This is a genomic window from Enterobacter sp. HK169, from assembly GCF_001719105.1.
GTDB lineage: Bacteria > Pseudomonadota > Gammaproteobacteria > Enterobacterales > Enterobacteriaceae > Enterobacter > Enterobacter asburiae_B.
On sequence record NZ_CP017087.1, the window covers coordinates 2490084 to 2503252 of the forward strand.

Sequence of the window (13169 nt, forward strand, 5' to 3'; positions counted from 1 at the left end):
TCATTCGCACTTATAAATTAAAAAACATTAAATACCCTCATTATTATACGCAGCTACATTTTATTTTTATCCCTCTGCCCCTGCTACCGATTCGCGGCATATATCGGTGAATGGGTATTTAAAGGAACAGTAATGACGAATCATTTCAGACGTTTGCCCTTATCCGGTTTCATTGTCTGCGCGGTACTGCTCACTGGATGCGATGGTCAGGAAAATCAACAGCAACACCAGCAGGTGCCTCAGGTCAGCGTGCATATTGTGAAAAGCGCGCCTCTGGCGGTCACCACTGAACTCCCGGGCAGAACAGATGCATTTCGCGTTGCGGAGGTTCGTCCTCAGGTTAGCGGCATTATCCTGCGCCGTAACTTCGCGGAGGGTAGCGATGTAAAAGCGGGCGAGTCACTTTACCAGATTGATCCTGCGCCCTATCAGGCAGCCTATGACAGCGCGAAAGGCGAACTGGCGAAGGCTCAGGCGGCGGCCAATATTGCGCACCTGACGGTGAAACGTTATCTCCCGCTGGTAGGCACCCAGTATGTCAGTAAGCAGGAGTATGACCAGGCCGTGGCGACGGCTCAGCAGGCAGATGCCAGCGTGGTTGCCGCAAAAGCGGGTGTTGAGAGCGCACGTATCAACCTTGCCTACACCAAAGTGACCTCTCCGGTTGATGGTCGTATCGGAAAATCCAGCGTGACCGAAGGGGCGCTGGTGACGAACGGGCAAGCCGCAGCGCTGGCAACGGTCCAGCTGCTCGATCCGATTTATGTTGATGTCACCCAGTCCAGTAATGATTTTATGCGCCTGAAACAAACGAGCCTGCAAAAAGGTGATATCGCCAGCAACGTTGAGCTGCTGATGGAGAACGGGCAGCCCTACCCGCTAAAAGGCACATTGCAGTTCTCTGACGTCACGGTCGATGAAAGTACCGGCTCGATCACCCTGCGCGCCATTTTCCGGAACCCTCAGCATCTGTTGTTACCCGGCATGTTTGTTCGCGCCCGCATTGATGAAGGCACCCAGCCGGATGCGATTCTGGTACCACAGCAGGGCGTGACCCGTACACCGCGAGGCGATGCAACCGTGCTGGTGGTGAACGATAAAAACCAGGTTGAGCCGCGAACCGTCGTGGCCCCTCAGGCAATTGGCGATCGCTGGCTGGTGACGGAAGGGCTGAAAAACGGTGACCGCGTGATAGTCAGCGGGCTACAGAAAGTCAGACCCGGGGTAACCGTCGTCGCCACGCCTGATATCACCACGACGCCAGCCGGTTAAGGGACGACGACATGGCTAATTTCTTTATTCAGAGACCGGTTTTCGCCTGGGTACTTGCCATCATTTTGATGATTGCAGGCGGGCTGGCCATTCTCAAACTTCCCGTCGCACAGTATCCGACCATTGCTCCTCCCGCCGTGGCGATATCCGCGACTTACCCGGGAGCGGACGCTCAAACGGTGCAGGATACCGTGACCCAGGTTATCGAACAGAACATGAACGGTATCGATAAGCTGATGTATATGTCCTCCACCAGCGATTCGGCGGGTAACGTCACCATCACCCTGACCTTCGAGTCAGGAACCGATCCGGACATCGCCCAGGTACAGGTGCAGAACAAGCTGCAGCTCGCCATGCCGCTGCTGCCGCAAGAGGTTCAGCAGCAAGGGATTGGCGTGGAGAAATCCAGCAGCAGCTTCCTGCTGGTCGCTGGCTTTGTTTCAGACAACAAAAATCTCACGCAGAATGACATCTCTGACTATGTCGCTTCGAACGTCAAAGATGCCATCAGCCGAACGTCTGGCGTCGGTGACGTTCAGCTGTTTGGCGCCCAGTATGCGATGCGCATCTGGCTCGACAGCAATGCGATGAACAAATACCAGCTGACGCCGCAGGATATTATCAACCAGCTGAAAACGCAGAACGACCAGATAGCGGCAGGCCAGCTGGGCGGAACGCCGTCCATTCCCGGGCAGCAGCTGAATGCCTCGATCATCGCGCAAACCCGCCTGAAATCACCGGAGGAGTTTGGCCGCGTGACGCTCAAGGTGAATCAGGACGGCTCGATGGTTCATCTGAAGGACGTGGCTCGTATTGAGCTGGGTGGCGAAAACTACAACATGGTCACTAAAATCAACGGGCAGGCGGCAACCGGCCTGGGGATTAAGCTGGCAACCGGGGCAAATGCGCTGGACACCGCGGCAGCCATTAAGAGCAAGCTGGCGCAGCTGCAGCAGTTCTTCCCGCAGGGGCTGAAAGTGGTCTATCCCTATGACACCACCCCTTTTGTGAAAATCTCCATTCACGAAGTGGTGAAGACCCTGTTTGAAGCGATCGTTCTCGTCTTCCTGGTGATGTACCTGTTCCTGCAAAACCTGCGGGCGACGCTCATCCCGACTATCGCGGTGCCGGTCGTTCTGCTGGGTACCTTTGCGGTTCTGGCGGCATTCGGTTTCTCCATCAACACCCTGACGATGTTCGGTATGGTGCTGGCGATAGGTCTGCTGGTCGATGACGCTATCGTGGTCGTTGAGAACGTTGAACGCGTCATGGTCGAAGACAAACTGCCGCCGAAAGAGGCCACGCAGAAGTCGATGGAGCAGATCCAGGGTGCACTGGTGGGGATCGCCATGGTGCTCTCGGCGGTCTTTATTCCGATGGCCTTTTTTGGCGGCTCAACGGGGGCGATCTATCGCCAGTTCTCGCTGACTATCGTTTCCGCGATGGCGTTGTCCGTACTGGTTGCGCTAATCCTGACGCCCGCACTCTGCGCAACGTTGCTTAAGCCCGTATCCGGCGACCATCATGAGAAGAAAGGCGGCTTCTTCGGCTGGTTTAATGCGCTCTTTGATAAAAGCGTGGAGCACTACAGCAACAGCGTGAGCGGTATTTTGCGTAAGACAGGGCGCTATCTGGCAGTGTACGTCATTATCGTCGGAGGGATGGCGGTGCTCTTCCTGCGCTTGCCTACCTCCTTCCTGCCCGAAGAGGATCAGGGGGTGTTTATGACGATGGTTCAACTCCCGGCGGGTGCAACCCAGACGCGTACTCAGCAGGTCCTCGATCAGGTTCAGGACTACTATCTGAACAACGAAAAGGCGAACGTGGAATCCGTCTTTACCGTAAACGGCTTTAGCTTTAGCGGCCAGGGTCAGAACGCCGGTATCGCCTTCGTCAGCCTGAAGCCCTGGGAGGAGCGCCCGGGGGCGGAAAACGGCGTCGAAGCCATTGTGAGCCGCGCGACAAAAGCCTTCAGTCAAATTACAGATGGCCTCGTGTTCCCGTTTAACCTGCCTGCAATTATCGAACTGGGTACCGCCACGGGCTTCGATTTTGAATTGATCGATCAGGCCAACCTGGGGCATACCCAGCTGACGCAGGCGCGTAACCAACTGCTCAGCATGGTGCATGAGCACCCTGACCTGCTGGTTCGCGTACGCCCTAACGGTCTTGAAGATACGCCTCAGTTCAAGCTGGATGTCGATCAGGAGAAAGCGCAGGCGCTGGGCGTCAGCCTTTCTGACGTCAACCAGACGATTTCGACGGCCTTAGGTGGCACCTATGTGAATGACTTTATCGATCATGGCCGAGTGAAAAAGGTCTACGTCCAGGCCGACGCAAAATTCCGTATGTTGCCGGGAGATATTAACAACCTTTACGTGCGCAGCGCGAATGGGGAAATGGTCCCGTTCTCCGCCTTCAGCAACGCTCGCTGGGTGTATGGTTCACCTCGTCTGGAACGCTATAACGGGATGCCCTCTATGGAGATCCTGGGTGAATCAGCCCCGGGTAAAAGCACCGGTGAGGCCATGGCTATGATGGAAAGTCTCGCGGCAAAACTGCCTTCCGGCATCGGCTATGACTGGACGGGGATGTCTTATCAGGAGCGGCTCTCGGGTAACCAGGCGCCTGCCCTGTACGCCATTTCACTGATCGTGGTGTTCCTGTGCCTGGCTGCGCTGTATGAAAGCTGGTCCATTCCGTTCTCCGTTATGCTGGTTGTGCCGCTTGGGGTCATTGGGGCTCTTCTCGCAGCGTCGTTGCGCGGGTTAAACAATGACGTCTATTTCCAGGTCGGCCTGCTGACGACGATTGGTTTATCGGCGAAAAACGCCATCCTGATCGTCGAATTTGCTAAAGACCTGATGGATAAAGAAGGCAAAGGCATTATTGAAGCCACGCTGGAAGCTTCCAGGATGCGCCTTCGACCGATCCTGATGACATCCCTGGCCTTTATTCTTGGCGTCATGCCGCTGGTGATCAGCACCGGGGCCGGGAGCGGCGCGCAAAACGCCGTCGGTACGGGCGTTATGGGGGGAATGCTTTCCGCAACGCTTCTGGCGATTTTCTTCGTGCCCGTTTTCTTTGTGGTTGTTCGGCGACGGTTTACTCACCATAAAGGTTAATGTTTCCCTGAAAAGGCACCTCTGGTGCCTTTTTATTTTTAACTTAAACAACCAATTAGGTTTTACATAAAGGAAGCATTAAGAATATGATGATTTGCATTAAGTAAAAACAGTCTCTTGCAACTCCATAATGTCTCCATTAATTCCTCCTGAAACCGACTTTTCTCCACGATTTTTACAAACTACATAATTTGAGATTATTCCTCGTGTAACGAGGACTTACCCCGGTGGTAAAATAACCTCCAGTTCGTTAATAGCCCTCCTGGCTTTATAGCGGATGAGAAATAATACTGAGGTAACATCATGAAAAGATTCATTTCCGTTGCACTTCTCGCTGCGCTGCTTGCTGGTTGCGCGCACGATTCTCCATGTGTACCGGTTTACGACGACCAGGGCCGACTGGTTCATACCAATACCTGTATGAAAGGCACCACCCAGGATAACTGGGAGACTGCGGGTGCTATCGCCGGCGGTGCTGCCGCAGTAGCGGGTTTAACACTGGGTATTGTTGCCCTCACGAAGTAACATCTGTTGAGAAAGCGCGGCTCTGGCCGCGCTTTTGCTTTTAATGAGTGCAATATTTTCAAATAAGTAAAAAAATAGCCCTGTAAATATTCACTAAATTAATCTAAGCCTGAAGTCAGTCACAACTTTTTCGCATATTCATTCAAATTACTTATTCTATCGTGATGATTTTCACACATTAAGATTATTGAATACCCTGCCAATATTCACGCTGAAAACTATCTCGTCTTTTTCCTGACCCAACTCGCAACTTTTGCTCCGATTTGTGGCACAGGTTGTAATTTCGCACCGTTCTGGGGCGCTCATTTTATTTAAGCCTGTCTACACTCAGCATTAAGCGTTCACTCGTCTCTTATTTTGTCGAACGCAAAACTGGCATTACGTTTGCTTTATAAACGTTGGCCAAAGCCACAGACAGGTAAAGCGTTTAAAAACGCCTCTATAACGATAAATTTCGCCACACAGGATGCATTATGAAAAAGACGATGATAGCCAGCCTGGCCGCTGCAGGCATGTTGTTTGCCGTAGCCGGTCAAGCCCATGCGGGAACAACACTGGATGCCGTTAAAAAGAAAGGTTTTGTTCAATGTGGTATCAGTGACGGTTTGCCTGGCTTCTCTTATGCCGATGCGAACGGCAAATTTACCGGTATTGATGTGGATGTCTGCCGTGGCGTTGCAGCCGCCGTTTTTGGCGATGACAGCAAAGTAAAATATACCCCGCTGACGGCGAAAGAACGCTTTACGGCGCTGCAGTCCGGTGAGGTCGACATGCTCTCCCGTAATACCACCTGGACTTCCTCCCGTGATGCCGGCATGGGGATGTCATTTACGGGCGTGACCTATTATGACGGCATCGGCTTCCTGACCCACAATAAAGCGGGCCTGAAAAGCGCCAAGGAACTGGATGGCGCCACCGTTTGTATCCAGGCGGGCACCGATACCGAGCTGAACGTCGCGGATTATTTCAAAGCAAACAACATGAAATACACCCCTGTGACATTCGACCGCTCGGATGAATCGGCCAAAGCGCTGGAATCCGGCCGTTGCGACACGCTGGCCTCTGACCAGTCACAGCTGTATGCCTTACGCATTAAGCTGAGCAACCCGGCAGAGTGGATTGTCCTGCCTGAAGTCATCTCCAAAGAGCCTCTCGGCCCCGTCGTTCGTCGTGGTGATGAAGACTGGTTCTCCATTGTTCGCTGGACGCTGTTTGCCATGCTGAACGCAGAAGAGATGGGCATCAACTCTAAAAACGTTGATGAGAAAGCCGCTAAGCCATCCAACCCGGATATGGCACACCTGCTCGGTAAAGAAGGTGATTTCGGCAAGGATCTGAAGCTGGATAACAAGTGGGCTTACAACATCATCAAACAGGTGGGCAACTACTCTGAGATCTTTGAGCGCAACGTGGGATCGGAAAGCCCGCTGAAGATCAAACGCGGCCAGAACAATCTCTGGAACAACGGCGGTATTCAGTACGCACCACCAGTACGTTAAGTCATAGCTGTAACGGGCACTGCTCCGGCAGTGCCCACTCCAGAGTCATGGTTACTGAGGTTTCTTTATGTCCCATCGCCGCTCAGCCGTAAAAGGATCGCTATCCTTTTCTCATCCCGCGGTCCGCGCCTGGCTATTCCAGATTATTGCTATTGTTGCGGTTGTTCTCATCGCCGTGTATCTCATCCATAACACCATCACCAACCTGAATAACCGCGGCATTACCTCCGGTTTCGCGTTTTTAGATCGCAGCGCGGGGTTTGGTATTGTTCAGCACCTTATTGATTACCAGGAAGGTGACACGTACGGACGCGTGTTCGTGGTCGGTTTACTGAATACGCTGTTGGTATCGGCGCTTTGTATCGTCTTCGCGTCGATACTGGGCTTCTTTATTGGCCTGGCGCGTCTTTCTGAAAACTGGCTTCTGCGGAAACTGTCGACTGTTTACATCGAGACGTTCCGCAATATCCCCCCGCTCCTGCAGATCTTCTTCTGGTATTTCGCCGTACTGCGTAACCTTCCCGGTCCCCGCCAGGCCGTCGACGCGTTTGAGCTGTTCTTCCTGAGTAACCGTGGGTTGTCCATTCCTTCTCCTCAGCCGGGTGAAGGGCTGTACGCTTTTATCGGCGCGATTGTGATAGTGCTTGCGCTCTCTGCGGGGGTATTCCGTTTTAACCGCAAGCATCAGATCAAAACCGGTCAGCTTCGTAGAACCTGGCCCACGGCAGTTGTCCTGATCGTTAGCCTCCCGCTAATTGCACACTGGCTGTTTGGGGCCGCTTTGCACTGGGATATTCCACATCTGCGGGGCTTTAACTTTCAGGGCGGAATGGTATTAATTCCCGAGCTGGCAGCCCTGACGCTGGCGCTGTCGATTTATACGTCCGCGTTTATCGCAGAGATTATCCGTGCAGGGATCCAGGCCGTTCCTTATGGACAGCACGAGGCGGCACGCTCGCTGGGATTACCCCATACCGTGACGCTTCGTCAGGTCATTATTCCGCAGGCTTTACGGGTCATCATTCCCCCCCTGACCAGCCAGTATCTCAATATTGTCAAAAACTCGTCGCTGGCCGCTGCGATTGGTTATCCGGATATGGTGTCACTCTTCGCCGGAACCGTGCTTAACCAGACCGGACAAGCCATTGAAACCATCGCCATCACGATGTCTGTCTATCTGATCATCAGCCTGGTGATTTCACTGCTGATGAACCTTTATAACCGCCGTATAGCACTGGTCGAGCGCTAAGGATCTATGATGACAAAAGCGATACTGTCGCACTCCTCGCGCCCTGCCAACTCGACAGGTGGACGTTTCATTCTCTGGGCGCGTAAGAATCTTTTCTCCAGCTGGAGCAACAGCCTGCTGACGATTGTCTGCCTGTGGCTCATGTGGGAATTGATTCCTCCCCTGCTGAACTGGGCGTTTTTACAGGCCAACTGGGTCGGTTCAACCCGAGCTGACTGCACTAAAGCCGGCGCCTGCTGGGTGTTTATTCATGAGCGCTTCGGCCAGTTCATGTATGGATTGTATCCGCACGAACAGCGCTGGCGGATAAATCTGGCGCTGGTTGTCGGCCTGCTCTCTGTCGCGGCTATGTTCTGGAAAAAGCTGCCACATCGAGGACGCTATATTGCCGGCTGGGCCGTGGTTTATCCGATTATTGTCTGGGTACTGTTGTATGGCGGTTTCCTGGGACTGGAACGCGTTGAAACACGCCAGTGGGGCGGGCTGACGCTGACGCTGATTATCGCTTCAGTGGGGATAGCCGGTGCTTTACCGTGGGGGATTTTACTGGCCCTGGGACGGCGTTCAAAAATGCCGATCGTCCGCGTGCTCTCCGTTATCTTCATTGAGTTCTGGCGCGGCGTACCGCTTATCACCGTTCTGTTTATGTCATCAGTCATGCTGCCGCTGTTTATGGCAGAGGGAACAACCATCGACAAGCTGATCCGTGCCCTGGTGGGGGTGATTCTCTTCCAGTCCGCCTATGTCGCTGAAGTTGTACGTGGTGGTCTGCAAGCGTTGCCTAAGGGCCAGTACGAAGCGGCGGAATCACTGGCTCTCGGTTACTGGAAAACGCAGGGACTGGTCATTCTTCCACAAGCACTCAAGCTGGTCATTCCGGGTCTGGTCAACACGATCATTGCCCTCTTCAAGGATACCAGCCTGGTGATCATTATCGGATTGTTCGATCTCTTTAGCAGCGTGCAACAGGCAACCGTTGACCCTGTCTGGCTGGGTATGTCCACCGAAGGATATGTCTTTGCTGCCCTGATCTACTGGATCTTTTGTTTTAGCATGTCGCGCTACAGCCAGCATCTGGAAAAGCGCTTTAACACCGGGCGTACACCGCACTGAGGAAATTATGAGCCAAATAACTATGACACCCGCCGACGCGATGATTACGCTGGAAAATGTGAATAAATGGTACGGACAATTTCATGTCCTGAGGGACATTAATCTTAAGGTAAAGCAGGGAGAACGCATCGTCCTTTGCGGCCCTTCGGGCTCCGGAAAATCCACAACCATTCGCTGTATTAATCATCTTGAAGAACATCAGCAAGGACGCATTGTGGTTGATGGTATCGAGCTGAATGAAGATATCCGCAATATCGAACGCGTACGTCAGGAAGTAGGAATGGTATTTCAGCACTTTAATCTGTTTCCGCACCTGACCGTTCTGCAGAACTGTACGCTTGCGCCGATTTGGGTACGAAAGATGCCGAAAAAGGAAGCGGAGGCGTTGGCAATGCACTACCTGGAACGCGTACGTATCGCAGAGCATGCCAATAAGTTCCCTGGCCAGATATCGGGTGGCCAACAGCAGCGTGTGGCTATCGCCCGTTCGCTGTGTATGAAGCCGAAAATTATGCTGTTTGATGAACCGACATCTGCCCTCGATCCAGAAATGGTGAAAGAGGTTCTGGACACCATGATTGGGCTGGCACAATCCGGCATGACCATGCTGTGTGTGACGCATGAGATGGGGTTTGCGCGAACCGTGGCCGACCGGGTGATCTTTATGGACCGCGGTGAGATTGTCGAACAGGCGCCGCCGGATGAGTTCTTTGCCCATCCGAAGTCAGAACGTACGCGAGCATTCCTGTCACAGGTAATTCATTAGGTGTTTGCTCTGCCGGGTGGAGGCTTCGCCTTACCCGGCCTACCTTTTTTCGCCCATAAACGCAAAAAGGCCATCCTTTCGGATGGCCTTTTCACTTATTTGATGTCTGGCAGTTCCCTACTCTCACATGGGGAGACCCCACACTACCATCGGCGCTACGGCGTTTCACTTCTGAGTTCGGCATGGGGTCAGGTGGGACCACCGCGCTAAAGCCGCCAGACAAATTCTTTTACTTCTTGCCGAACTTTAACCTAAGTATAAAGTGGTGCTGATACCCAGAGTCGAACTGGGGACCTCACCCTTACCAAGGGTGCGCTCTACCAACTGAGCCATATCAGCACGCTAAATTTGATGCCTGGCAGTTCCCTACTCTCACATGGGGAGACCCCACACTACCATCGGCGCTACGGCGTTTCACTTCTGAGTTCGGCATGGGGTCAGGTGGGACCACCGCGCTAAAGCCGCCAGGCAAATTCTGTTAATCTGTATCAGGCTGAAAATCGTCTCTGTCTCATCCGCCGAAACAGCTTCGGCGTTGTAAGGTTAAGCCTCACGGTTCATTAGTATCGGTTAGCTCAACGCATCGCTGCGCTTACACACCCGACCTATCAACGTCGTAGTCTTCAACGTTCCTTCAGGACCCTTAAAGGGTCAGGGAGAACTCATCTCGGGGCAAGTTTCGTGCTTAGATGCTTTCAGCACTTATCTTTTCCGCATTTAGCTACCGGGCAGTGCCATTGGCATGACAACCCGAACACCAGTGATGCGTCCACTCCGGTCCTCTCGTACTAGGAGCAGCCCCCCTCAATTCTCCAGCGCCCACGGCAGATAGGGACCGAACTGTCTCACGACGTTCTAAACCCAGCTCGCGTACCACTTTAAATGGCGAACAGCCATACCCTTGGGACCTACTTCAGCCCCAGGATGTGATGAGCCGACATCGAGGTGCCAAACACCGCCGTCGATATGAACTCTTGGGCGGTATCAGCCTGTTATCCCCGGAGTACCTTTTATCCGTTGAGCGATGGCCCTTCCATTCAGAACCACCGGATCACTATGACCTGCTTTCGCACCTGCTCGAGCCGTCACTCTCGCAGTCAAGCTAGCTTATGCCATTGCACTAACCTCCTGATGTCCGACCAGGATTAGCTAACCTTCGTGCTCCTCCGTTACTCTTTGGGAGGAGACCGCCCCAGTCAAACTACCCACCAGACACTGTCCGCAACCCGGATCACGGGTCTACGTTAGAACACCAGCCATTAAAGGGTGGTATTTCAAGGTTGGCTCCACGCAGACTGGCGTCCACGCTTCAAAGCCTCCCACCTATCCTACACATCAAGGACCAGTGTTCAGTGTCAAGCTATAGTAAAGGTTCACGGGGTCTTTCCGTCTTGCCGCGGGTACACTGCATCTTCACAGCGAGTTCAATTTCACTGAGTCTCGGGTGGAGACAGCCTGGCCATCATTACGCCATTCGTGCAGGTCGGAACTTACCCGACAAGGAATTTCGCTACCTTAGGACCGTTATAGTTACGGCCGCCGTTTACCGGGGCTTCGATCAAGAGCTTCGCGTTGCCGCTAACCCCATCAATTAACCTTCCGGCACCGGGCAGGCGTCACACCGTATACGTCCACTTTCGTGTTTGCACAGTGCTGTGTTTTTAATAAACAGTTGCAGCCAGCTGGTATCTTCGACTGATTTCAGCTCCACCCGCAGGGGCTTCACCTACATATCAGCGTGCCTTCTCCCGAAGTTACGGCACCATTTTGCCTAGTTCCTTCACCCGAGTTCTCTCAAGCGCCTTGGTATTCTCTACCTGACCACCTGTGTCGGTTTGGGGTACGATTTGATGTTACCTGATGCTTAGAGGCTTTTCCTGGAAGCAGGGCATTTGTTACTTCAGCACCGTAGTGCCTCGTCATCACACCTCAGCGTTAAAAGGTACCGGATTTACCTGGAACCTCCGCCTACATGCTTAAACCGGGACAACCGTCGCCCGGCTAACATAGCCTTCTCCGTCCCCCCTTCGCAGTAACACCAAGTACAGGAATATTAACCTGTTTCCCATCGACTACGCCTTTCGGCCTCGCCTTAGGGGTCGACTCACCCTGCCCCGATTAACGTTGGACAGGAACCCTTGGTCTTCCGGCGAGCGGGCTTTTCACCCGCTTTATCGTTACTTATGTCAGCATTCGCACTTCTGATACCTCCAGCACCCCTCACAGGACACCTTCAACGGCTTACAGAACGCTCCCCTACCCAACAACGCCTAAGCGTCGCTGCCGCAGCTTCGGTGCATGGTTTAGCCCCGTTACATCTTCCGCGCAGGCCGACTCGACCAGTGAGCTATTACGCTTTCTTTAAATGATGGCTGCTTCTAAGCCAACATCCTGGCTGTCTGTGCCTTCCCACATCGTTTCCCACTTAACCATGACTTTGGGACCTTAGCTGGCGGTCTGGGTTGTTTCCCTCTTCACGACGGACGTTAGCACCCGCCGTGTGTCTCCCGTGATAACATTCTTCGGTATTCGTAGTTTGCATCGGGTTGGTAAGCCGGGATGGCCCCCTAGCCGAAACAGTGCTCTACCCCCGAAGATGAGTTCACGAGGCGCTACCTAAATAGCTTTCGGGGAGAACCAGCTATCTCCCGGTTTGATTGGCCTTTCACCCCCAGCCACAAGTCATCCGCTAATTTTTCAACATTAGTCGGTTCGGTCCTCCAGTTAGTGTTACCCAACCTTCAACCTGCCCATGGCTAGATCACCGGGTTTCGGGTCTATACCCTGCAACTTAACGCCCAGTTAAGACTCGGTTTCCCTTCGGCTCCCCTATACGGTTAACCTTGCTACAGAATATAAGTCGCTGACCCATTATACAAAAGGTACGCAGTCACACCACAAGGGTGCTCCCACTGCTTGTACGTACACGGTTTCAGGTTCTTTTTCACTCCCCTCGCCGGGGTTCTTTTCGCCTTTCCCTCACGGTACTGGTTCACTATCGGTCAGTCAGGAGTATTTAGCCTTGGAGGATGGTCCCCCCATATTCAGACAGGATACCACGTGTCCCGCCCTACTCTTCGAGTTCACAGCCTGTGTGCTTTCGTGTACGGGACTGTCACCCTGTACCGTGCGACTTTCCAGACGCTTCCACTAACACACAAGCTGATTCAGACTCTGGGCTGCTCCCCGTTCGCTCGCCGCTACTGGGGGAATCTCGGTTGATTTCTTTTCCTCGGGGTACTTAGATGTTTCAGTTCCCCCGGTTCGCCTCGTTAACCTATGTATTCAGTTAACGATAGTGTGACGAATCACACTGGGTTTCCCCATTCGGACATCGCCGGGTCAAAGGTTCATATCACCTCGCCGGCGCTTTTCGCAGATTAGCACGTCCTTCATCGCCTCTGACTGCCAGGGCATCCACCGTGTACGCTTAGTCGCTTAACCTCACAACCCGAAGATGTTTCACTTCTGATTGCGAAAATTTGAGAGACTCGAACACACATAACATGTGTGTCGTTTCAATTTTCAGCTTGATCCAGATTTTTAAAGAGCAAATATCTCAAACGTCACCCGAAGATGAGTTTTGAGATATGACGGCAGGTGACTTTCACTCACGAACC

The 13169-nt window shown here is 53.1% G+C and carries 7 protein-coding genes, 1 tRNA gene and 3 rRNA genes; 7 read left to right on the forward strand and 4 right to left on the reverse strand.

All coding sequences use genetic code 11. The annotated features are described in order from the left end of the window. The first annotated feature begins 132 nt into the window (after nucleotides 1-132). The 7 genes from EnteroDNA1_RS11785 (at nucleotide 133) to EnteroDNA1_RS11815 (ending at nucleotide 9549) form a co-directional block, all read left to right on the forward strand. Complete coding sequence (locus EnteroDNA1_RS11785) at nucleotides 133-1272, forward strand: efflux RND transporter periplasmic adaptor subunit (protein WP_069303356.1); 1140 nt, start codon at nucleotides 133-135, stop codon at nucleotides 1270-1272. 11 nt (nucleotides 1273-1283) lie between these two features. Further along, nucleotides 1284-4397: an efflux RND transporter permease subunit gene (locus tag EnteroDNA1_RS11790; protein WP_069303357.1), complete on the forward strand. Its 3114-nt coding sequence runs from the start codon at nucleotides 1284-1286 to the stop codon at nucleotides 4395-4397. Between the two features lie 303 nt (nucleotides 4398-4700). Then, complete coding sequence (locus EnteroDNA1_RS11795; protein ID WP_008502867.1) at nucleotides 4701-4922, forward strand: lipoprotein; 222 nt, start codon at nucleotides 4701-4703, stop codon at nucleotides 4920-4922. Nucleotides 4923-5395: 473 nt separating this feature from the next. Continuing rightward, the gene (locus EnteroDNA1_RS11800; protein ID WP_023333654.1) at nucleotides 5396-6421 is read left to right on the forward strand and encodes an amino acid ABC transporter substrate-binding protein; all 1026 of its coding nucleotides are present in this window, start codon (nucleotides 5396-5398) and stop codon (nucleotides 6419-6421) included. Between the two features lie 67 nt (nucleotides 6422-6488). Continuing rightward, nucleotides 6489-7670: an amino acid ABC transporter permease gene (locus EnteroDNA1_RS11805; protein WP_048981143.1), complete on the forward strand. Its 1182-nt coding sequence runs from the start codon at nucleotides 6489-6491 to the stop codon at nucleotides 7668-7670. Between the two features lie 9 nt (nucleotides 7671-7679). After that, nucleotides 7680-8783, forward strand: a complete 1104-nt coding sequence (locus EnteroDNA1_RS11810; RefSeq protein ID WP_069303358.1) for an amino acid ABC transporter permease — start codon at nucleotides 7680-7682, stop codon at nucleotides 8781-8783. 7 nt (nucleotides 8784-8790) lie between these two features. Continuing rightward, nucleotides 8791-9549, forward strand: a complete 759-nt coding sequence (locus tag EnteroDNA1_RS11815; protein WP_023309440.1) for an amino acid ABC transporter ATP-binding protein — start codon at nucleotides 8791-8793, stop codon at nucleotides 9547-9549. A 104-nt stretch (nucleotides 9550-9653) separates the two neighbouring features. On the opposite strand, the gene rrf (EnteroDNA1_RS11820) is transcribed toward EnteroDNA1_RS11815, so the two are convergent. From rrf (EnteroDNA1_RS11820) to EnteroDNA1_RS11835, 4 genes are all read right to left on the reverse strand, one after another. Then, nucleotides 9654-9769: ribosomal RNA gene (gene rrf / locus EnteroDNA1_RS11820) — 5S ribosomal RNA — on the reverse strand. 43 nt (nucleotides 9770-9812) lie between these two features. Further along, nucleotides 9813-9888, reverse strand: a tRNA-Thr gene (locus EnteroDNA1_RS11825). A 14-nt stretch (nucleotides 9889-9902) separates the two neighbouring features. Then, nucleotides 9903-10018 (reverse strand): 5S ribosomal RNA (rrf, locus tag EnteroDNA1_RS11830). 70 nt (nucleotides 10019-10088) lie between these two features. Next, a 23S ribosomal RNA gene (locus EnteroDNA1_RS11835) occupies nucleotides 10089-12993 on the reverse strand. Nucleotides 12994-13169: the final 176 nt, after the last annotated feature.

Coding starts and splice junctions, on each gene's coding strand:
- EnteroDNA1_RS11785 (WP_069303356.1), top strand. CDS start 133: ATGACGAATCATTTCAGACGTTTGCCCTTATCCGGTTTCATTGTCTGC.
- EnteroDNA1_RS11790 (WP_069303357.1), top strand. CDS start 1,284: ATGGCTAATTTCTTTATTCAGAGACCGGTTTTCGCCTGGGTACTTGCC.
- EnteroDNA1_RS11795 (WP_008502867.1), top strand. CDS start 4,701: ATGAAAAGATTCATTTCCGTTGCACTTCTCGCTGCGCTGCTTGCTGGT.
- EnteroDNA1_RS11800 (WP_023333654.1), top strand. CDS start 5,396: ATGAAAAAGACGATGATAGCCAGCCTGGCCGCTGCAGGCATGTTGTTT.
- EnteroDNA1_RS11805 (WP_048981143.1), top strand. CDS start 6,489: ATGTCCCATCGCCGCTCAGCCGTAAAAGGATCGCTATCCTTTTCTCAT.
- EnteroDNA1_RS11810 (WP_069303358.1), top strand. CDS start 7,680: ATGACAAAAGCGATACTGTCGCACTCCTCGCGCCCTGCCAACTCGACA.
- EnteroDNA1_RS11815 (WP_023309440.1), top strand. CDS start 8,791: ATGAGCCAAATAACTATGACACCCGCCGACGCGATGATTACGCTGGAA.